This is a genomic window from Streptomyces sp. SX-6 (assembly GCF_059089585.1).
Window position 1 is genome coordinate 70,252 of sequence record NZ_JBTHHU010000017.1, and the last position, 20,645, is coordinate 90,896.

Annotated in this window: 16 protein-coding genes and 1 riboswitch; of the genes, 6 read left to right on the plus strand and 10 right to left on the minus strand. The window is 72.2% G+C overall.

Translation table 11 applies throughout. The annotated features are described in order from the left end of the window. Window positions 1-92 precede the first annotated feature (92 nt). Window positions 93-1,358, plus strand: a complete 1,266-nt coding sequence (locus ACV530_RS21240; protein WP_494334152.1) for an MFS transporter — start codon at window positions 93-95, stop codon at window positions 1,356-1,358. Further along, the gene (locus tag ACV530_RS21245) at window positions 1,324-2,634 is read left to right on the plus strand and encodes a D-arabinono-1,4-lactone oxidase (RefSeq protein ID WP_494334153.1); all 1,311 of its coding nucleotides are present in this window, start codon (window positions 1,324-1,326) and stop codon (window positions 2,632-2,634) included. The genes ACV530_RS21240 and ACV530_RS21245 overlap by 35 nt, the downstream gene beginning before the upstream one ends. On the opposite strand, the gene ACV530_RS21250 is transcribed toward ACV530_RS21245, so the two are convergent. Further along, on the minus strand, window positions 2,623-3,465 hold the full coding sequence (locus tag ACV530_RS21250; protein WP_494334154.1) for a hypothetical protein: 843 nt from the start codon (window positions 3,463-3,465) through the stop codon (window positions 2,623-2,625). The genes ACV530_RS21245 and ACV530_RS21250 overlap by 12 nt on opposite strands. Window positions 3,466-3,897: 432 nt before the next feature. Between ACV530_RS21250 and sepH the strand changes: the two genes are divergently transcribed. Next, window positions 3,898-4,944, plus strand: coding sequence for a septation protein SepH (sepH, locus tag ACV530_RS21255; protein WP_494334155.1), 1,047 nt, complete (start codon window positions 3,898-3,900; stop codon window positions 4,942-4,944). 296 nt (window positions 4,945-5,240) lie between these two features. Next, entirely contained in the window at window positions 5,241-6,038 is a 798-nt protein-coding gene (locus ACV530_RS21260; RefSeq protein ID WP_494334156.1) for a VOC family protein, read from the plus strand. Here the strand turns inward: ACV530_RS21260 and ACV530_RS21265 are convergent. The 4 genes from ACV530_RS21265 to ACV530_RS21280 form a co-directional block, all read right to left on the minus strand. Then, window positions 6,013-6,693, minus strand: coding sequence for a thymidine kinase (locus ACV530_RS21265; protein WP_494334157.1), 681 nt, complete (start codon window positions 6,691-6,693; stop codon window positions 6,013-6,015). The two genes, ACV530_RS21260 and ACV530_RS21265, sit on opposite strands and share 26 nt — an antisense overlap. A 64-nt stretch (window positions 6,694-6,757) precedes the next feature. After that, window positions 6,758-7,963 (minus strand): alkaline phosphatase family protein, encoded by a 1,206-nt coding sequence (locus tag ACV530_RS21270; RefSeq protein ID WP_494334158.1) that lies wholly within the window; start codon window positions 7,961-7,963, stop codon window positions 6,758-6,760. Then, a complete protein-coding gene (locus ACV530_RS21275; RefSeq protein WP_494334159.1) occupies window positions 7,963-8,550 on the minus strand; it encodes a DUF5998 family protein in 588 nt (195 codons plus the stop codon). Before ACV530_RS21275 ends, ACV530_RS21270 begins: the two co-directional genes overlap by 1 nt. Window positions 8,551-8,599: 49 nt before the next feature. Further along, window positions 8,600-11,350, minus strand: coding sequence for a bifunctional acetate--CoA ligase family protein/GNAT family N-acetyltransferase (locus ACV530_RS21280; RefSeq protein ID WP_494334160.1), 2,751 nt, complete (start codon window positions 11,348-11,350; stop codon window positions 8,600-8,602). Window positions 11,351-11,459: 109 nt separating this feature from the next. Between ACV530_RS21280 and ACV530_RS21285 the strand changes: the two genes are divergently transcribed. Then, complete coding sequence (locus ACV530_RS21285; protein WP_494334161.1) at window positions 11,460-11,747, plus strand: HPr family phosphocarrier protein; 288 nt, start codon at window positions 11,460-11,462, stop codon at window positions 11,745-11,747. Between the two features lie 142 nt (window positions 11,748-11,889). Here the strand turns inward: ACV530_RS21285 and ACV530_RS21290 are convergent, their stop codons facing one another. The 4 genes from ACV530_RS21290 to ACV530_RS21305 all read right to left on the minus strand — a co-directional run bounded on the left by ACV530_RS21290 (window position 11,890) and on the right by ACV530_RS21305 (window position 16,731). After that, on the minus strand, window positions 11,890-12,579 hold the full coding sequence (locus ACV530_RS21290) for a GntR family transcriptional regulator (RefSeq protein WP_494334162.1): 690 nt from the start codon (window positions 12,577-12,579) through the stop codon (window positions 11,890-11,892). A 228-nt stretch (window positions 12,580-12,807) separates the two neighbouring features. Then, window positions 12,808-13,611, minus strand: coding sequence for a M23 family metallopeptidase (locus ACV530_RS21295; protein WP_494334163.1), 804 nt, complete (start codon window positions 13,609-13,611; stop codon window positions 12,808-12,810). Between the two features lie 13 nt (window positions 13,612-13,624). Then, window positions 13,625-13,781, minus strand: a riboswitch (cyclic di-AMP (ydaO/yuaA leader). A gap of 206 nt (window positions 13,782-13,987) precedes the next feature. After that, the gene (locus ACV530_RS21300) at window positions 13,988-15,355 is read right to left on the minus strand and encodes a M16 family metallopeptidase (RefSeq protein WP_494334212.1); all 1,368 of its coding nucleotides are present in this window, start codon (window positions 15,353-15,355) and stop codon (window positions 13,988-13,990) included. Between the two features lie 35 nt (window positions 15,356-15,390). Next, entirely contained in the window at window positions 15,391-16,731 is a 1,341-nt protein-coding gene (locus tag ACV530_RS21305; RefSeq protein WP_494334213.1) for a M16 family metallopeptidase, read from the minus strand. A 207-nt stretch (window positions 16,732-16,938) separates the two neighbouring features. On the opposite strand from ACV530_RS21305, the gene ACV530_RS21310 reads away from it, so the two are divergent. Beyond that, window positions 16,939-19,395 carry a DNA gyrase/topoisomerase IV subunit A gene (locus ACV530_RS21310; RefSeq protein ID WP_494334164.1) on the plus strand — a complete coding sequence of 819 codons (2,457 nt, stop codon included), beginning with the start codon at window positions 16,939-16,941 and terminating at the stop codon, window positions 19,393-19,395. 206 nt (window positions 19,396-19,601) lie between these two features. On the opposite strand, the gene ACV530_RS21315 is transcribed toward ACV530_RS21310, so the two are convergent. Next, the gene (locus ACV530_RS21315; RefSeq protein WP_494334165.1) at window positions 19,602-20,642 is read right to left on the minus strand and encodes a CobW family GTP-binding protein; all 1,041 of its coding nucleotides are present in this window, start codon (window positions 20,640-20,642) and stop codon (window positions 19,602-19,604) included. Window positions 20,643-20,645 lie beyond the last annotated feature (3 nt).

Below are 20,645 nucleotides of genomic sequence, written 5' to 3' on the forward strand. Positions count from 1 at the left end.
ACACACGTTCACTCGTAAGCTGTATAGCCCACCCATGTCCCTTACGGCACGCTCGTGTCGTCCACAGGTCCTCGTCCAGCGCGGAGCCGGTCTTGTCCAGTCCTTACAGCGCGATATTCGCCGCCCCCGGCACCAGAAGATTCTCCGCGGCCGGCTTCATCGGCCGCCTGCCGCTGTCCATGATGGGCATCGGCATCGTCACCATGGTCTCCGAGCTCACCGGGCGGTACGGGCTGGCGGGCGCCCTGACCGCGGTCTACGCGCTCGCCGCCGCCGTGATGGGCCCTCAGGTGTCGCGGCTGGTCGACCGGCACGGGCAGCGGCGGGTGATGCGCCCCGCCACCCTCGCGTCGCTGCTCTCGGTCGCCGGGCTGCTGCTGAGCGCCCAACAGGGCTGGCCCGACTGGACGTTGATCGCCTTCTCCGTGGGCATGGGCTGCGTGCCGAACGTGGGCTCGATGGTGCGGGCGCGGTGGACAGCGATCTACGAGAACTCCCCGCGCAAGCTGCACACGGCCTACTCCGCCGAATCCGTCATCGACGAGTTCGTGTTCATCGTCGGGCCGATCCTCTCGATCGGCCTGTCGACGGCCTGGTTCCCGGAGGCCGGTCCCCTGCTGGCCGGCTGCTTCCTGGCTGCCGGCGTCTTCTGGCTGACCGCGCAGCGCGCCACCGAACCCGTGCCGCACTCCCGCGACCAGCGCCCGGGCGGCTCCGCCATGCGCTCGCGCGGACTGCGGGTGCTGGTGGTGACGTTCGTGGCCACAGGGGCGCTGTTCGGTTCGATCGAGGTGGTCACGGTCGCCTTCGCGGAGGAGCGCGGGCACAAGGCCGCGGCCAGCCTGGCGCTCGCGGCGTACGCACTGGGCTCCTGTCTGGCGGGCACCGTGTTCGGGCTGCTGCACCTCAAGAGCGAGCCCGCGCGGCGCTGGCTGCTGGGCGTGTGCACCATGGCCGTGAGTATGATCCCCCTCCAACTGGTCGGGAACCTGGCGTTCTTGGCCGTGGCGCTCTTCTTCGCGGGCCTCGCCATCGCACCCACGATGGTCACCACCATGGCCCTCGTCGAGCAGCACGTACCGCGCGCGAACCTGACCGAGGGCATCACCTGGACGAGCACCGGACTGGCGGTCGGGGTGGCACTCGGATCGTCGGCCGCCGGCTGGGTGGTCGACGCCGCCGGAGCCTCGACGGGGTACGCGGTGCCCGGCACGTCGGGAGCGCTGGCGGCCACGGTCGCGTTCCTCGGCTACCGCCGGCTGCGGCCGGCACCGGAGGGGATGGGGACGTCCATCCCGCGGGCAAGGGGAGGGGCCGGCGCACATGACGGAGACAGCGAGGACGAACGCGTGGTGTAACTGGGCGGGCAACGTCACCGCCCGGCCCGTACGGACCGCGGCTCCGGCCACCACCGAGGAGCTGGCCGAGGCGGTCGTCCGGGCCGCGTCGGACGGCTTACGGGTGAAGGCCGTGGGCACCGGGCACTCGTTCACGACCGCGGCCGTCACCGACGGCCTGCTGATACGCCCCGACCGCCTCACCGGCGGCGCCGTCGACCGCGCCGCCGGGACCGTCACGGTCGCGGCGGGCACGACGCTCGCGCAGCTGAACAGAGCACTGACCCGGCACGGCCTGTCGCTCACGAACATGGGCGACATCATGGAGCAGACGGTCTCCGGCGCCGTCAGCACCGGCACCCACGGCACGGGCCGCGACTCGGCGGCCATCGCCGCCCAGATCGAGGGCCTCGAACTGGTGACGGCGGACGGCTCGGTGCTGCGCTGCTCCGCACAGGAACACCCGGAGGTCTTCGCGGCCGCCCGGGTGGGGCTCGGCGCCCTGGGGGTGATCACCGCGATCACCTTCGCGGTGGAGCCGGAGTTCCTGCTCACGGCTCGCGAGGAACCGATGCCTTTCGACCGGGTGACTCAGGAATTCGGCCAACTGGTGTCGGAGAACGAGCACTTCGAGTTCTTCTGGTTCCCGCACACCGACCACTGCGTCACCAAGCGCAACAACCGCAGCCCCGGTCCGGCCCGGCCGCTGGGCCGCGCCCGCGCCTGGGTGGACGACGAGCTCCTGTCGAACGGCCTCTTCGGCGCCGTCTGCGCCCTGGGCCGGGCCGCGCCCGCCACCATCCCCGGCATCGCCAGGATCAGCGGCCGCGCCCTGTCGGCCCGTACGTACACCGACGTCCCGTACAAGGTCTTCACCAGCCCCCGCCGGGTCCGGTTCGTGGAGATGGAGTACGCGCTCCCCCGCGACCGGGCCATGGCGGCGCTGCGCGAGCTCCGGGCGGTGATCGAGCGCCGCGGGCTGCGGGTCTCCTTCCCGGTGGAGGTGCGCACCGCGCCGGCCGACGGCATCCCGCTGTCCACGGCCTCCGGCCGGGACACCGCCTATCTGGCCGTACACATGTACCGCGGTACGCCCCACCAGGCGTACTTCACCGCGGCCGAACAGATCATGACCGCCCACGGCGGCCGACCGCACTGGGGGAAACTGCACAGCCGTGACGCGGAGTACCTGGCGGCGGTCTACCCGCGCTTCGCCGAGTTCACGGCGGTGCGGGACCGGCTGGACCCGCACCGCGTGTTCGGCAACGACTATCTGCGGCGGGTGCTAGGAGGCTGAGCCGGTCCCGCCGCCGCTCGCGGCGTCCTGGCCCTTCGGCGGCTGCTGCGTCGGCGGCTTGGACGGCGTCGGCCGGCCGCTCTTGCCGTCGTCCGGCGTGTGGGACGGCGTGGGCGTGGGTTCCGGGGTCGGCGACGAGCCGCCGTCCGAGGGCGTGACCGAGGGCTGCGGCGACTCCTTGCCCTTGTCGCCGCCCTGCCCGGAGGAGTCCGGGTCCGGCGTGGAGCCGCCGTGACCGGTCCCCTCACTGCTGCCGTGCGACCGGCCCGGGTCGGGCGCCTGCGGGGTCTGCTCCTGCCGCTTCTTCGGCTTCGGCCTGTCCCCCGTGACGACCTGGTTGACCGTCGTCTCCTGCCCGGAGGCCAGCTCGACCACGGTCACCGTGCCCATCGCGAGCAGGAAGACGACACCGGCAGCCGCCAGCGAACGCTTCCACCCGCGGAACCGTGTGCCGTGCGTGGTGCCCTCGGAGTACGCCTCGTCCAGTACGCCTGAGTGCGCACCGGCGTACGCCTGGGGCAGCAACTGCGTACGGTCCGGCTCCGCACCCGGCGTGAGAACGGTCGGGGCGTCGCCCCGGGCGCGGTCGACGGCCCGGCCCGCGTCCCGGACGGGGACCTGGCGCAGCTTCGGCCGCGCTGCCTGCACCGTCGCCTCGCGGACCTGCTCGCCCGTACGTTTGAACAGGTGCTGGAAGACCGTGCCGCCCGTCGTGGCCACGACACTGACGACACCGGCACCGAGCACGGTGCCGTAGACACCGAACTTGCCCGCCAGGAAGGCGGCCACCACCGCCGCCAGCGCGCTTCCGGACACCTGGGCGACGCTCAAGTCCAGACGTTTGCCCTTGGATTTTGCGTCGCTTTCGGCTTTTTCGTCCATCTCCAGCCTCTGTCGTTCCTTTCGCTCCCTCTTGCAGCTAGAAGAGACATTCGAGCGCAACGAACAGTTCCGAATCCGGCGATTGTGTGAACCTCGCCACCCATGGGAAGGTCCTGGCCCACAAGGGCGCAACCAACTCCCTTGTGGGACGTGAGCATCGATGGCGCGCCGATCCACCCCCGGTGGTCCGAATGGAGTACTGTGGCGAGCCCTGGCCCCGATAATCCCGTCTTGCTGCCCGGATCCGGCGGGAGGGGCCCGGGCGGCTCTCGCCCCGTCAACTCGGCAATGTTGTGGCAGGCTGCTACCCGGGCAGGCCACACTCGACCAGCGGAAGCAGCGACGCACGTGACGTCGGCAGGCACCACCCGGGAGGTCCCCATGCCCGAACTGCGTGTCGTGGCCGTCTCCAACGACGGCACACGGCTGGTGCTCAAGGCTGCGGACAGCACGGAGTACACCCTTCCCATCGACGAGCGGCTGCGTGCCGCCGTACGCAACGACCGTGCGCGCCTGGGCCAGATCGAGATCGAGGTGGAGAGCCACCTCCGTCCCCGTGACATCCAGGCCAGAATCCGGGCGGGCGCGACGGCCGAGGAGGTCGCGCAGCACGCGGGCATCCCCGTGGAGCGTGTACGGCGCTTCGAGGGGCCCGTGCTCGCCGAGCGCGCGTTCATGGCCGAGCGGGCCCGCAAGACGCCCGTGCGCCGGCCCGGCGAGAGCTCCGGCCCCCAGCTCGGCGAGGCCGTGGCGGAGCGGCTGATGCTGCGCGGCGCCGAGAAGGACACGGCGCAGTGGGATTCGTGGCGGCGTGACGACGGCACCTGGGAGGTGCTGCTCGTCTACCGCGCGGCCGGTGAGCCGCGCGCGGCCAGCTGGACGTACGACCCGCCGCGCCGGATCGTCTCTGCGCTCGACGAGGAGGCGCGGGCGCTCATCGGCGAGACCGAGGACACGCCCGAACCCAGCTTCCCCTTCGTGCCCCGCATCGCACGGCTCCCCCGGGACCGGCCGCTGGACCGCCAGGCGCCGGTGCCCCCGGCACCGCCCTCGCCCTCCGACGCCGAGACCCCGGCCGCGGGCGACGAGGGCGGCAAGGAGCGGGATTCGCTGACCAGCCTGCTCGAGGCCGTACCCAGCTTCCGCGGCGACATGGTCGTGCCCGAACCGCCGTCGGCGCCCCCCGCCGTCTCCTCCGACACGCCGCCTCAGGGCGCGGAGCCGGTCGAGCAGCCGGCCTCCGCGGCGAGCGCCGGTTCGGCGTACGCGGACGTCCTGATGCCCCGCTCGGTGGCCGGGCACCGCGAGCGGCTGACCGGCACGACGGACCGTCAGGCCGAGGCGGACGGCGTCCGGCCGGGCCGCCGGGCCGCGGTGCCCAGCTGGGACGAGATCGTCTTCGGCACCCGCCGCAAGAAACAGGACTGAGCGGTCTCCCTCGTACGGCGCCGTCGGGATGCCCGGCGGCGCCGTCGGCGTACGCGCTCTGGCCAGAGCCGCACGGCGCGCCGATACTGAACGGCAATGGCGCCGAAGCGGAAGCAAAACGCGAATTCCCGGTCTCTTGTCGCGGGATCCCGCGGGAACCAGTGAATCCGGCGCGGCCGGGGGGCATGTCCCGACAGGTGGTGCAAACATCTGCTCAGGCACCGTCCCGCACCACCCCGCGCGCTGAAGCCGCACGGGACGCGCGGCCACCACGATGGTCCGAGGAGAGAGCGACGATGACCGAGGTATGGGGGTCCTCCCCGCAGCGGAGCGACGGGGAGACTCGGCAGACACCGGGCACTCCGTGCTGGACGAGCCTCCTGGTGCACGATCTGGAGGCGATCAAGGACTTCTACAGCGGGCTGTTCGGCTGGAGTTACTACAGCCCCGGGCCGCCCCAGCTGGGACCGTACGTCCGGGCCACGCTCGACGGGCGGGATGTGGCCGGAATCGCCGAACTGACGCCCGATCGTCAACTTCCGTCCGCCTGGACCACCTATCTGGCGAGCGACGACGCGGATGCCACCGCGGAGTGGATCCGCTGCTCCGGTGGCACGGTGGGCGTGGGCCCGCTGGCCGCCGCGCAGTCGGGCCGGCTGGTGCTGGCCAGCGACCCGGCCGGGGCACCGTTCGGTGTCTGGCAGGGACCGGAGCTGCAGGGCTCCCGGCCGTCGGGCGCGCCGGGCACCCCGGTGTGGCACGAGCTGGTCACCCATGACGCCACCGCCGCGGTCAAGTTCTACCGGGCCCTCTTCGGCTACGAGACCAAGCCCGCCGGCTCGGCGGACGCCGAGTCCCTCACCCTGCACCTGGACGGGCGGCCGGTGGCCGGCGTCCGTGGCGCGGGGCCCGCACTGCGCCGCCCGCACTGGATGACGTATTTCGAGGTCGCCGACCCCGACGCCGCCGGGCGGCGGGTGGCCGAACTCGGCGGACGGGTGTGGGGGAAGGCTCGGGAGACGTCGGCCGGGCGGATCCTCACGGTCGAGGACCCGGAGGGCGCCGTCTTCACGCTCCTGCGGTCGGCCCGGTAGTCAGCGGCGGGGCGTCGACCGGCAGGACGTCGGGCGACAGGGCCGCGGCGCGGGCCGCGGCCGCCGTCAGCCGGCGCCGGTGGTGTCGGCGGCACAGCACCTCGTAACCGACCACGGTCTCCGGCTGGTTGACGTCGCCCACGACGACCTGGGCGCCCTCGACCACCATCTGCCCGCCCACCGTACGGGCGTTGTGGGTCGCCCGGGCACCGCACCAGCACAGCGCCTCGACCTGGAGGACCTCGATGCGGTCGGCCAGCTCGACCAGCCGCTGCGAGCCCGGGAAGAGCTTGGTGCGGAAGTCGGTGGTGATGCCGAAGGCGAAGACGTCGAGTCCGAGGTCGTCGACGATCCGGGCCAGCTGGTCGATCTGCTCCGGCTCGAGGAACTGGGCCTCGTCGGCGATCACATAGTCGGCACGGCCTCCCGCGGACAGGTGGCCGACGACGTGCGCGTAGAAGTCGAACCCCGCGCCCGCCTCGACGGAGTCGGTGACCAGGCCGAGCCGGGAGGACAGCTTCCCCTCGCCGGCCCGGTCGTTGCGGGTGAAGATCATCCCTTGCAGGCCGCGCGCCGAGCGGTTGTGCTCGATCTGCAGAGCGAGTGTGCTCTTTCCGCAGTCCATCGTTCCGGAGAAGAACACCAGCTCGGGCATGGGACGGCCAAGGCCTTTCATTCGTGGGGGAGTTCGCCGGGCGCGGCAGGGCCGCGCCCGTACATCAGGAGCGTACTTCGAGAAGGGGCACGAGCTGTTCGACGGGGGTCATCGAACCGTGCAGCCCGACCATCGCCGACTCGTTGGGCTCGGTCTCGGTCGCGACGATCGCGATGTCGTCACGGGCCGCGGCGACCACGTCGCCGATGCGGGCGTACACCCGGTCGTCGACACCCTGTCCGGGCGGCCCGAACCAGCCCGCCTCGATGGCCTCGTCACGCCCCGCGACCCACATCTGCTCGCCGAGCACCTCGCGCCACACGGCGAGTACGTCGTCGGCGGCCCCGGGCACGGCGTAGACATGCCGGGCACGGGCCTCCCCGCCGAGCAGTGCGACTCCGGCGCGCAGTTCCCAGTCCTCGTCGAAGTCGATGCGCGACTCGGGGTCGAAGGGGATGTCGATCATGCCGTGGTCGGCGGTGATGTACAGCGCGGAACGGGGCGGGAGCTGCTCGGCCAGCCGCCGGGCGAGCAGGTCCACGTACATCAGCTGGCCGCGCCACTCCTCGGAGTCGACGCCGAACCGGTGTCCCTTGCCGTCGACCTCGCTGTAGTACGTGTAGACCAGCGAACGGTCGGTGGCTCCGAGCCGCTGCGCGGCCAGGTCCATCCGGTCCTCGCCGGAGAGGCGGCCGTGGAAGGTGCCGCCGCTCAGCGCGATCTTCGTCAGCGGGGTGTGCTGGAAGTCGGGTGCGGAGACCTGGCAGGTGCCGACCCCGGCGGCGTCCGCGAGTTGGAAGACCGTGGGATAGGGCTGCCACGCCTGCGGGTCGGTCCACGGCCGCCAGCGCAGCTGGTTCATCAGCGCGCCCGTGGCCGGGTCGGCGACCGTGTAGCCGGGCAGGCCGTGGGCGCCCGGCGGCAGGCCGGTGCCGACCGAGGCGAGCGAGGTCGCGGTGGTGGACGGGAAGCCGGCGGTCATGGGCTCGCCGGTGCCGTTCATGGAGGTGCCCAGCAGCGAGTGCAGGAACGGCGCCTCGTCCGGGTGGGCGCGCAGCAGCTCCCAGCCCAGGCCGTCGATCAGAAAGACACAGGCCCGGTCGGCGGGCGTCAGTTCCAGACCGGTCGGAAGACCGGGTACGCCCATGCCCGACGCGACCGCCGGCAGGAGGTCGGCGAGGGAGCCGGTGCCGTAGCGCGGCAGCGGTGCGCGGCGCGGGTCGAGCGGCTCGGGTTCGGGCCAGGCCGCGGTGGTGGTCTGGTGGGACATCAGGCGGTGGTCGCCGCGGTCGCCTCGGAGAGGGCCTGGGCGAAGACGAGGGTCTGCCGGACGCTGTCCGGCCCGTCGCCCGCCTCGCTGACGCGCAGGCTGAGGTCGTCGGCGGTGGAGGAGCCCGTGTAGCCGTGGTCCGCATCGCAGTTGGGGTCACCGCAGGCGGCGGGCTCCAGGTCGATGCGGGACACCGCGCCCCACCCGATGGTCAGGACGACCTCACGGGGCAGCGTGCCCGGAGTGTACGACTCGGGGTTGGCCACGACCCGGCTGAGCACGATGGAGGAGATCCGCTCCAGCTTCACGGACTCGGTCGAGGTGGTGGCGTACGGCGAGGGGGAGGTGCTGTCGGCGGCCTGCTCGTCGGTGTGGCTGACGATGAAGCGCGCACCGGTCAGCACGAGCACCGTCACATGGCGGCGCACCTCGTTGGAGTCGAAGGTCGTCTCCTGGTGGACCAGGTACGACACAACCGGCTCCCCGCCCACGGCCGCCTCCACGGCCTCGGCCACGAGGGCCGGGTAGTAGCCGCTGCGCTCGATAGCCGCGCGCAGCCCCTGGGTCGTCGTACCGGTCTTCGCCATACGCCCATCCTACGGGGCGTACGGAGCCCGGCCGCCGCGGTATCCGGGGTCAGTAGGACGGCAGGCTGCGGGGGCCGAGGTCGCTGCGCGGCGGGGGCGGGGCGAGGCGTATGGAGGCGCCGAGGACGTGAACGCCGCGCTGCGCGACGATCACCGGCTCCAGATCGGCGCCCACCACCTCGGGGTGGTCGTCCACGAGGCGGGACAGCCGCAGCAGCAGCTCCTCGAGGGCCGGGGTGTCCACCGGGGCGGAGCCGCGCCAGCCGAACAGCAGCGGTGCCGTGCGGATCGCCCGGACGATCTCGGAGGCGTCCCGGTCGGTGGCCGGGACGAGGCAGTGCGCGGTGTCGCCGAGCAGCAGGGAGGGCGCCCCCGCCAGGCCGAACGAGAGCACGGCCCCGGCGGCCGGGTCGATGGCGGCCCGGACGACCGTGTCGACACCGCGCGGGGCCATCGACTGCACGACCAGGCGGGTCTCCGACGGCTTGCCGAGCAGCTCGGTCAACTCGGCGTACGCCCGCAGCAGTTCGGCCTCGCCACCGAGGTCGAGGCGGACGCCGCCCAGGTCGGCCCGGTGGCGCAGGTGCGGGGCGGTGGGCTTGAGGGCCACGGGGAAGCCGAGCCGGTGCGCCGCGTCGAGGGCCGCGCCGGGGGCGGGCGCGGGCAGGGCGGGCAGCACGGCGATGCCGTAGCGGGCGAGGAGGCGCTGGGTGTCGGCGGCGGACAGGGTGACGGAGGGCGGCCGGTGGGACGCCGCGCTGTCGTGCCCGGCCATGCCGTGGGCCTCGAGCAGGACGCGGATGTCGGCCGCGGCGCCGGCCTCGTCGATGTCGTCGTACTCGGGGACGCGGCCGGGCCGCTCCTCGGTGCGGCGGCGCCACGCCGCGTACCGCACGGCCTCGGCGAGCGCGCGGACGGCCCGCTCGGCGGCGGGGTAGGCGGGGATCCCGGAGGCGGTGCCGCCGGGTGCGGCGAGCGCCTCGGCGAGGCCCGGGATCTCCAGGTGGACGACGCACACGGGCTTGGTGGCCGGGGCCCCGGCCACCGCGTCGCGCAGGGCCGCCGCGAGGTCGCCGGGGGCGGTGGACCGGCCGTCGACCCAGGGGATGGCGGTGACGACGACGGCGTCGCACCCCTCGTCCGCCAGGGCCTCGGCGAGGGCCGCCCGGAAGCCGGCCGGCTCGGCGGCGGTGGTCAGGTCGTGCGGGGGCAGCGGGCGCAGGCCCTCGGTGAGGCAGGAGTCGTAGGTGAGGAGGTCGAGGGACTCGGAGTTGCCGAGGATGGCGACGCGCGCGCCCGCGGGCAGCGGCTGGGAGGCCAGGAGCAGCCCGGTGTCGGTCAGTTCGGTGACGGTGTCGACGCGGATGACGCCGGCCTGCCGCAGCAGGTCGGAGACGGTGGCGTCGGGGATCCGGGTCGTGGGCACGGCGTGCCCGGCGGGGGCCGCGGCACCGTGCCGGGCGCCCTTGACGACGACGACCGGCTTGCGGGCGGCGGTGCGCTTGGCGAGGCGGGTGAACTTGCGCGGGTTGCCGATGGATTCCAGGTACATGAGGACGACGTCGGTGTCGGGGTCGTCGTGCCAGTGCTGGAGGAAGTCGTTGCCGGAGACGTCGGCGCGGTTGCCGGTCGACACGAAGGTCGAGACCCCGGCGAGCCCGGCGGCCCGGCGGTGCAGCCCGGAGAGCAGGGCGATGCCGACCGCGCCGGACTGGCTGAAGAGCCCCAGCCGCCCGGCGGCGGGAAGTTCCGGCGCGAGCGAGGCGTTGAGGCGGACCCCGGCGGCGGTGTTGACCAGGCCGAAGGAGTTGGGGCCGATGACGCGCATGCCGTACGACCGGGCCTGGCGCACCAGTTCACGCTGGCGGTCGCGGCCCTCGGGCCCGCTCTCCGCGTATCCGGCGGTGAGCACGACGAGGCCCTGGACCCCGTGTTCGCCGCAGTCGGCGACGACCGACGGCACCTGCCCGGCGGGCACGGCCACGACGGCGAGATCGACGGGCCCCTCGATCTCGCGCACGGAGCGGTGGGCGGGGACGCCCTCCGGCTCGAGCACCGAAGTGCCTTCGGGGAAGGCCCGGTTGACCGCGTGCACCCGCCCGGTGAAGCCGCCCTCGAGCAGGTTGCGCAGCACCGTGCGGCCCATGCCGCCGGGTCCGCGGCCGGTGCCGACGACGGCGACGGAGCCCGGGGCAATCAGGCGCTGGACGGAGCGGGCCTCGGCACGCTGCTCGCGCGCCCGCTGGACCGCGAGCGAACGGTCGGTCGGCTCGAGGTCGAGCTCGAGGCGGACGACGCCGTCCTCGAAGCTGCGCTTCTGGGTGTAACCGGCGTCCGTGAACACCTTGATCATCTTGGTGTTGGCGGGCAGCACCTCGGCGGCGAAGCGCCGGATGCCCCGCTCCCGGGCGACGGCCGCGATGTGCTCCAGCAGCACCGAGGCCACGCCGCGGCCCTGGTGGGCGTCCTGCACCAGGAAGGCGACCTCCGCCTCGGCCCCGTCGGCGCGGAGGCGGTCGTAGCGCACGGTGGCGATGAACTCGCCGCCGACGACGACCGCGAGCCCCACCCGCCCGACGTAGTCGTGGTGGGTGAAGCGGTGCAGGTCACGGTCGGACAGCCGGGGGTAGGGCGCGAAGAAGCGGTAGTACTTGGACTCGTCCGAGACATGCTCGTAGAAGTCGGCCAGGCGCCGCACATCGTCGGGGGTGATGGGGCGGATGTGCGCGGTCCCGCCGTCGCGCAGCACGACATCGGCTTCCCAGTGGGCCGGGTATGCGTGATCCGACGGCGTCTGCATGGGGTCAGCGTAAGGCCGGGGTCGGACAGCACGGAGTGCGGCTCCCGAGCACGGTGCGCACCGTGAGACACTGGTCTAGACAACCAATGACGACTTGAAGGGCAACACCATGGTTGAGCGCCGCGTAAACGTCGGCTGGGCCGAGGGCCTGCACGCCCGCCCGGCGTCGATCTTCGTCCGTGCGGCGACGGCCGCCGGTGTCCCCATGACGATCGCCAAGGCCGGCGGCAACCCCGTCAACGCCGCGTCCATGCTGGCCGTGCTGGGCCTGGGCGCCCAGGGCGGCGAGGAGATCGTGCTCGCGAGCGAGGCGGACGGCTCCGACGTCGAGGCCGCGCTCGACCGTCTGGCGAAGCTGGTCGCCGAGGGTCTCGAGGAGCTCCCCGAGACCGTCTGAGCGGTCGCCCTGATACGCGGCGGGGCCGCGGCAGCCTTTTCACGGGCCGCCGCGGCCCCGTTGTTCTTGTTGTGCTGAGGGCACCCGGCCGGGAACCGCCACAATTCCCGGCCGGTCCTCCTCAAGGAATAGCGTCCGTTTGTTAAGAACGAACGCTCGCTGTGTTTACGGGGCGTTTCCGGCCCTGTTCACGTCCTGCCCCTTCGCGTCCGGCCCCGGCGGGCGCCGCCTGCGCGGGCAGCCTCAGCTCGCCGGGGAACCGCCCGGCGCGCATCACGGCGAGTTCGCGCGCCCGCTCCGCGTCCCTCCTGGCGATGGCGTCGACGAGCACCCCGTGCACCTCCCAGGTCTCCACGGGACGCGCGGGCGGCTCGGCCGCGTACACCCAGGCGATCTTGCGCCGCAGCTGGGTGAGGAGCGTGGCGAGGCTGGGGCTGCCGCAGGCCTGGGCGAGGGTCTCGTCGAACCAGTCGCCGAGCGGGCACAGCTCGCTGGTCCGCCCGCCACGGGCACGCTCGCGGCCGAGCCGCACCAGCCCCCGCAGCACCTTCAGGTGCGCCTCCGTGCGCCGCTGTGCGGCCCGGGCGGCGCCCAGCGGCTCCAGCAGGGCGCGGACGTCGAGCAGGTCGGCCGCCTCCTGCCGGGTGGGTTCCGCGACGCAGGCACCGGCGTTCCGGCGGGTGACGACGAAGCCTTCGGAGGCGAGGGTGCGCAGCGCCTCGCGCACGGGCACCCGGGAGACGCCGTAGCGGCGGGCCAGCAGCTCCTCGATGAGCCGGCTGCCGGGCGGGAAGGTCCCGGAGACGATGTCGTCACGGATCGCCGTGCACACGGCATGTGCGGAAACGCCCCGGCCTTCTTGTGCCGCTCCGTCGGCGCCCTTCACGTGCAGCCCCGCATGGACGACCTCCGGGCTCAGAGTCAGGATCGGTCGACTCTATTGCAATCACATGCGATTTCCGATGGCACAGATGTGCGCAGGGATGCTTTTCGGCCATGCCCGCACACGACACGGCCCCGGTCACATGTGACCGGGGCCGTGCGAAGTGCCGTACGGGGCCTAGAGGTCGACGCCGTGCGCGCGCAGGTAGGCGACGGGGTCGATGTCGGAGCCGTACGTCGGCGCCGTACGGGCCTCGAAGTGCAGGTGCGGACCGGTGACATTGCCGGTGGCGCCGGAGAGGCCGATCTGCTGACCGGGCGTCACCGTCTGGCCCACGGTGACGTCGATGGACGACAGGTGGCCGTACTGGGTGTAGGTGCCGTCGTTCATCTTGATGACGATGTTGTTGCCGTACGCGCCGCCCCAGCCGGCCTCGACGACGGTGCCCGCGCCCACCGCGTGCACGGATGTGCCCGACTCGGCGTGGAAGTCGACACCGGTGTGGCTGCCGGAGGACCACAGGTTGCTGCTCGCCTTGTAGCCGGTGGAGACGTACGAGCCGTCGATCGGCAGCACGAACATGTTGAGGCGCTTGCGCTCCTCGTCGCGGGCGGCCTTCTCCTTGGCGGCGCGCTCGGCCTCCGCCTTCCGCTTGGCCTCGTCCGCGTGCTTCTTGATCGTGGCGGCCTCGCGCTTGGCGTCCGCCTCGGCCTGGTGGCGGGCGTTGGCCTGCTCCACGGCGCTGCGCTGGGTGTCGGCCTGGGCACCGACGTTGTCGGCCATGTCGTCGGACATGACGATGGCCTGGGTGAGGCCCGTGTCCTGGGGGTGCGGGGTGTTGTCGGAGGCCGCGAACGCCGGGGCGGCGACACCGGCGACGACGCCCGTGGCGGTGAGGGTGGCTATGCCCGCTATGTTGGCGCCTGCGCGCACGGCACGGCTCGGACGACGGTGTTTCCCGGTAGGACGGGTGAACGCCATGGGTGCGGCTAGTCCTTTCCTTCCCTCTCGCCTACCGGGTTAGCTGACGGGTTCGGAGCAGGAAGGTCTCCTACGGATCCCTCGCGAGAGGGGCCCGATTCACCCCAGGGAACAAGTGGTTCCCCGGCTCCCCTGGCTCGCGCCGTACGGGGACTCGGCGATGGCTGCCCGGGGACCGCGGGTGCGAATCCCATCCGACGGACTGCCGCCACGAAGCTAATCGGCGTCAGTTTCGAACGGCAAATGGAACTACGGGTTTAGTGACACACGCCACAGAAGTGAGGCGCAACCACTCCGCCGAATCGGACATAAGGGAGGCACGTGGGCCCCTGCGGCCCCACGTGCCTCCCTTGTACGGCGTGCGCTTGAGCTCCCGTCAGGCGGAGAGCACCGTCACCTCGCCGATGCCGAGCGCCTTGACGGGCTCGGCGATCTCGGACGCGTCACCGACGAGCACCGTCACCAGCCGGTCCGCCGGGAAGGCGCTGACGACGGCCGCCGTCGCCTCCACCGTGCCGGTCTCCGCGAGGCGTTCGTACAGCCCCGCCTGGAAGTCGTCCGGGAGCTGCTGCTCGACCTGGTCGGCGAGCGTGCCCGCGACGGCCGACGCCGTCTCGTACTTGAGCGGGGCGACGCCGACGAGGTTCTGCACGGCGACGTCGCGCTCGGCGTCCGTCAGCCCCTCGGCCGCGACGGTGCGCAGCACCGTCCACAAGTCCGCGAGGGCCGGGCCGGTGTTCGGGGTGTCCACCGAACCGCTGATGGCGAGCATCGCGGCACCCGTCGAGTCCGCGGCGGAGCGCAGTACTTGAGCGAAGGCGCGGACGCCGTACGTGTAGCCCTTCTCCTCGCGCAGCACCTTGTCCAGCCGGGAGGTGAGAGTGCCGCCGAGGCAGTACGTGCCGAGCACCTGGGCGGGCCAGACGCGCTCGTGCCGGTCGGGGCCGATGCGGCCGATGAGCAACTGGGTCTGCACCGCGCCGGGACGGTCGACGACCAGGACGCGGCCGGTGTCGTCCGCGGTGACGGGCCGCATCCGCCGCGGCTCGGCGGGGGAACCCGTCCAGGCGCCGAGCGAGTCGGCGATGGCCTGGTCGAGGTCGACACCGGTGAAGTCGCCGACGACGACCACCGTCGCGGTGGCGGGCCGTACGTGCGCCTCGTAGAACGCCCGCACGGAGGCGGCGTCGATGCGCCCGACGGTCTCCTCGCCGCCCTGGCGCGGGCGGGACATCCGCGCGTCGGACGGGAAGAGCTCCGCGGACAGCGCCATGGCCGCGCGGCGGGCGGGGTTGGCCAGCTCGTGCGGGATCTCGTCCAGGCGGTTGCGGACGAGCCGCTCGATCTCGTTGTCCGGGAAGGCCGGGGCGCGCAGGGCGTCGGCCAGCAGGCCGAGGGCCTTGGGCAGCCGGGAGGCCGGGACCTCCAGGGAGACCCGGACGCCCGGGTGGTCGGCGTGCGCGTCGAGGGTGGCACCGCAGCGCTCCAGCTCGGCGGTGAAGTCCTCGGCGCTGAGCTTGTCCGTGCCCTCGGAGAAGGCCCGGGCCATGATCGTGGCCACGCCGTCGAGCCCTGCGGGCTCGGCGTCCAGGGGCGCGTCGAGCGAGACCTCGACCGCGACCACCTGCTGGCCGGGGCGGTGACTGCGCAGCACGGTGAGGCCGTTGGGCAGCTGGGAGCGCTCGGGGGCCGGGAAGTCCCAGGGGGTCGCCGTGCCCGGCCGCGGCTGGGGGTGGAACTGCATCGAAGGGCTCGTGGTGCCTGCGGCTGCGGCGTCGCTCACTGCGCCGTCTCCTCTTCCTGTGCGTGCTCGTCGGCTTCGGCGGACACCGGCTCGTACACCAGCACGGCACGGTTGTCCGGGTGCAGACGGGCCTTGGCGACGGCCTGCACCTCCTCGGGCGTGATGTCCAGGATGCGCTGGACCGCGGTGAGGGCCAGCTGCGGGTCGCCGAACAGCACGGCGAAACGGCACAGTTCGTCGGCCCGGCCGCTGACGGTGGCGAGGCGGTCCAGCCACTCGCGCTCCAGCTGCGCCTGGGCGCGCTCCATCTCCTGCGGGGTCGGCCCCTCGAGCGCGAAGCGGGCGAGCTCCTCGTCGACGGCCTTCTCGATGGAGCCCACCTCGACGCCGGCGGAGGTCTTGACGTCCAGCCAGCCCAGCGAGGGCGCACCGGCCAGGCGCAGCAGCCCGAAGCCGGCCGCGACGGCCGTACGGTCGTGGCGGACCAGGCGGTTGTGCAGGCGCGAGGACTCGCCGCCGCCGAGGATGGTCAGGGCGAGGTCCGCGGCGTCCGCCTCGCGCCCGCCGTCGTGCGGGAGCCGGTAGGCGCACATCAGCGCGCGCGACGGGACCTCCTCGTGCACGACCTCGCGCAGTTGCCGGCCGATGGTGTCCGGCAGGGCGCCGTCGCGCGGCGGCTGCTTGCGGTCGTGGGCCGGGATGGAGCCGAAGTACTTCTCGATCCAGGCGAGCGTCTGCTCGGTGTCGATGTCGCCGACGACCGAGATGACGGCGTTGCCCGGTGCGTAGTACGTCCGGAAGAACTCCCGGGCGTCCTCGAGGGACGTGGCGTCCAGGTCGGCCATCGAGCCGATCGGCGTGTGGTGGTAGGGGTGGCCGTCGGGGTAGGCCATCGCCGTCAGCTTCTCGAACGCCGTGCCGTAGGGGACGTTGTCGTAGCGCTGGCGGCGCTCGTTCTTCACCACGTCGCGCTGGTTCTCCATGGACTCGTCGTCCAGCGCGGTGAGCAACGAGCCCATCCGGTCCGCCTCGAGCCACAGCGCCAGCTCCACCTGGTGGGCCGGCATGGTCTCGAAGTAGTTGGTGCGCTCGAAGCTCGTGGTGCCGTTGAGCGAGCCGCCTGCGCCCTGCACCAGTTCGAAGTGGCCATTGCCCTTGACCTGCGCCGACCCCTGGAACATGAGGTGCTCGAAGAGGTGGGCGAGGCCGGTGCGGCCCTTGACCTCGTGACGCGAACCGACGTCGTACCAGAGGCAGACCGCCGCGACCGGGGTCAGGTGGTCCTCCGAGAGCACGACCCGCAGGCCATTGGCCAGGCGGTACTCAGTCGCTTTCAGGCCGCCGCTGCCGGCCTGTTGCGTGGCCGTGTGACCCATGGGCATGTACGTCCCTTCGATCTCTGTGGGTTCCCGCTTAATGAAAACTGCTGTCACTGTATGCAAGCGCACCGCCCTCCCGCGAAGTTCCCCGCACGGCGCACGCTTGCGGACGGGTCGCGGTCGGGGTTGTCGGTGGCGCGGTCCACAATGGTCGGCGTCAGTCCCTGCCCCGGCAATCGATCGATCGAAGGAGCCACAGCCGCGATGGCCCGCCGCAGCACGAAGACCCCGCCGCCGGAAGAGTTCGAGGAGCGCATCCTCGACATCGACGTCGTCGACGAGATGCAGGGCTCCTTCCTCGAATACGCCTACTCGGTCATCTACTCACGGGCGCTGCCCGACGCACGTGACGGCCTCAAGCCCGTGCAGCGCCGCATTCTCTACCAGATGAACGAGATGGGGCTGCGCCCCGACCGGGGCTATGTGAAGTGTGCCCGGGTCGTCGGCGAGGTCATGGGCAAGCTGCACCCGCACGGCGACGCCTCCATCTACGACGCCCTGGTGCGCATGGCGCAGCCCTTCTCACTGCGGGTGCCCCTGGTCGACGGGCACGGCAACTTCGGTTCGCTGGGCAACGACGACCCGCCGGCCGCCATGCGGTACACCGAGGCCAAGATGGCGTCGGCGACGTCGCTGATGACCGACTCGATCGACGAGGACACGGTCGACTTCTCCCCCAACTACGACGGCAGCGAGCGGGAACCGGTGGCCCTCCCCGCGGCCTACCCCAACCTCCTCGTCAACGGCTCGTCCGGCATCGCCGTCGGCATGGCGACGAACATGCCGCCGCACAACCTCGGCGAGGTCGTCGCCGCCGCCCGGCACCTGATCAAGCACCCGGACGCCGACCTCGACACCCTGATGAGGTTCGTCCCCGGCCCGGACCTGCCCACGGGCGGCCGGATCGTGGGCCTGAACGGCATCCGCGACGCGTACGAGTCGGGCCGCGGCACCTTCCGGATCCGCGCCACCGTCTCCGTCGAGAACGTGACCGCCCGCCGCAAGGGCATCGTCGTCACGGAACTCCCCTTCACGGTCGGCCCGGAGAAGGTGATCTCCAAGATCAAGGACCTGGTCGGCGCCAAGAAACTCCAGGGCATCGCCGATGTGAAGGACCTCACCGACCGCACCAACGGCCTGCGTCTGGTCATCGAGGTCAAGAACGGCTTCAACCCCGAGGCCGTGCTGGAGCAGCTCTACAAGCTGACGCCGATGGAGGAGTCCTTCGGCATCAACAACGTGGCCCTGGTGGACGGGCAGCCGCTGACCCTCGGCCTCAAGGAGCTGCTGGAGGTCTATGTCGACCACCGCTTCGAGGTGGTGCGCAGGCGCAGCGAGTTCCGGCGCGGCAAGCGGCGCGACCGGCTGCACCTCGTCGAGGGTCTGCTGGTGGCGCTCGTCGACATCGACGAGGTCATCAGAATCATTCGATCGAGCGAAAACGCCGCGGCCGCCAAGGCGTCACTCGTCGAGCGCTTCTCCCTCTCCGAGGTGCAGACGCAGTACATCCTCGACACCCCGCTGCGCCGCCTGACGAAGTTCGACCGCATCGAGCTGGAGTCGGAGCGGGACCGGCTCACCGCGGAGATCGAGGAGCTGACGCGGATCCTGGAGTCCGACGCGGAGCTGCGCAAGCTGGTCTCCACCGAACTGGCCGCGGTGTCCAAGAAGTTCGCCACCGAGCGGCGCACGGTGCTGCTCGAGTCGGCCGGTGCCACGGTGGCGGCGGTGCCACTCCAGGTCGCCGACGACCCGTGCCGGGTGCTGCTCTCCTCGACCGGGCTGCTCGCCCGTACGTCCGGGGTCGAGCCCTTCGCCGGCGCCGCCGACGGCAAGCGCGTCAAGCACGACGTGATCGTCTCCGCGGTCCCGGCGACCGCACGCGGCACGGTGGGCGCGGTGACGTCGACCGGTCGGCTGCTGCGGCTGCCGGTGATCGACCTGCCGCAGCTGCCGGAGACGGCGTCGGCGCCCAGCCTGGCGGGGGGCATGCCGGTCTCCGAGTTCCTGTCGCTGGAGGAGGGCGAGCGGCTGGTGTGCCTCACCACGCTCGACGAGAGCTCGCCGGGCCTGGCGATCGGCACGGAGCAGGGCGTCGTCAAACGCGTGGTCCCCGACTATCCGGCCAACAAGGACGAGTTGGAGGTCATCGCCCTCAAGGACGGCGACAGCGTCGTCGGCGCGGTCGAGCTGCGGACGGGCGAGGAGGACCTGGTCTTCATCACGGACGACGCACAACTCCTGCGCTACCAGGCCTCGCAGGTACGGCCCCAGGGCCGGGCGGCGGGCGGCATGGCGGGCATCAAGCTGTCCGGCGACGCGAAGGTGATCTCCTTCACCGCCGTGGACCCGGCGGCCGACGCGGTGGTGTTCACGGTCGCGGGCGCCGCGGGCGGCCTGCCGGGCACCGCGGTCGCGGGCACGGCGAAGCTGACGCCGTTCGACCAGTACCCGCGCAAGGGCCGGGCCACGGGTGGCGTGCGCTGCCAGCGCTTCCTCAAGGGCGAGGACTGCCTGACCCTCGCCTGGGCAGGCCCCACCCCCGCCCGGGCCGCGACATCGAACGGCACCCCCGCCGACCTCCCGACCCCCGACCCCCGCCGAGACGGCTCGGGAATCCCGCTGACCAAGCAGGTGAGCGTGGTGGCGGGGCCGGTGTAAACGGCCAGTGCCGGGGGGGGGGGGGGGAACCCCCCCCCCCCCCCCCCCCCCCCCCCCCCCCCCTTTCCCCTTCCCCCTTGGGGCCCCCCCCCCCGGGCCCCCGAAACCGCGCTTCGCGCGGTTGTCCTCAATCGCCGGACGGGCTGAAATTCAGCCCGTCCGGCGATTGAGGACGAGCGGCGGAGCCGCGACAAGCGGGGCACACCTCACCCCTGCGCGTACCGCAGCACCCCCCACATGCTGCTCCCATCCCCCTCCGGCTCCCCCACAACCCGGCACCTCTCAAGCCCCTCCCGCAACGCCGAAGCATCAACCCCCCGCCCGATCAGCACCAGTTGCGTCACCCGCCGCTCCGAACGCGCCCACGCCGACGGATAGAACCGGAGAAAATCCCCCACCGCGTGGACCGCGAACTTCTGCTTGTACCCGGATATCCCGAAGTGCACAAAGCCCTTGATCCGGTACAGCCCCTCCGGCCGCCGGTCGAGAAAGTCCATCAGCCGCCGCGGATGCAACGGCTCGTCGGACACGAACTCCACGCTCTCGTAAGCCGCATGCAGATGCCCGCCGTGCTCATGCTCGTGATCGCGCTCCTCGGCGCACAGGTCCTCGAAGGACAACTGCCGCACCGCCTCCAGATGATCCTCACGCGGCTTGCAGTCAAACAGAAGCTCAGGATCGATCCGCCCGTACGAAGCGGGCACCACCGGCGTACCCGGCGCGAGCCCGCCGAGCGTCGACAGCAACTCCTCCCGCGCCCCGTCCCCGATCCGGTCGGCCTTGTTGAGCACCACAAGATCGGCGATGCCGAGATGCCGGTCGAGCTCGGGATGCGTGGCGCGCGTACCGGCGAACTCCGCCGCGTCGACGACCTCGACCAGCCCGCCGTACACAATGTCCGCGTTCTCGCTGGCGAGGATCATCCGGACCAGCTCCTGCGGCTCGGCCAGCCCACTGGCCTCCACCACGATCACATCGATCCGGGCCGCCGGCCGGGCCAGCCGCTCCAGGAACCCGTCCAGTTCACTGGTGTCCACCGCACAGCACAGACAGCCGTTGCCGAGCGACACCATGGAGTCGACCTGGCCCGCCACACTCATCGCGTCGATCTCGATGCTGCCGAAGTCGTTGACGACCACGCCGATACGGCTGCCCCCGCTTCTCGCCAGCAGATGGTTGAGCAATGTGGTCTTGCCCGATCCCAGGAATCCTGCGAGCACGATGACCGGGATCTGTCGCTTGGCCACGGG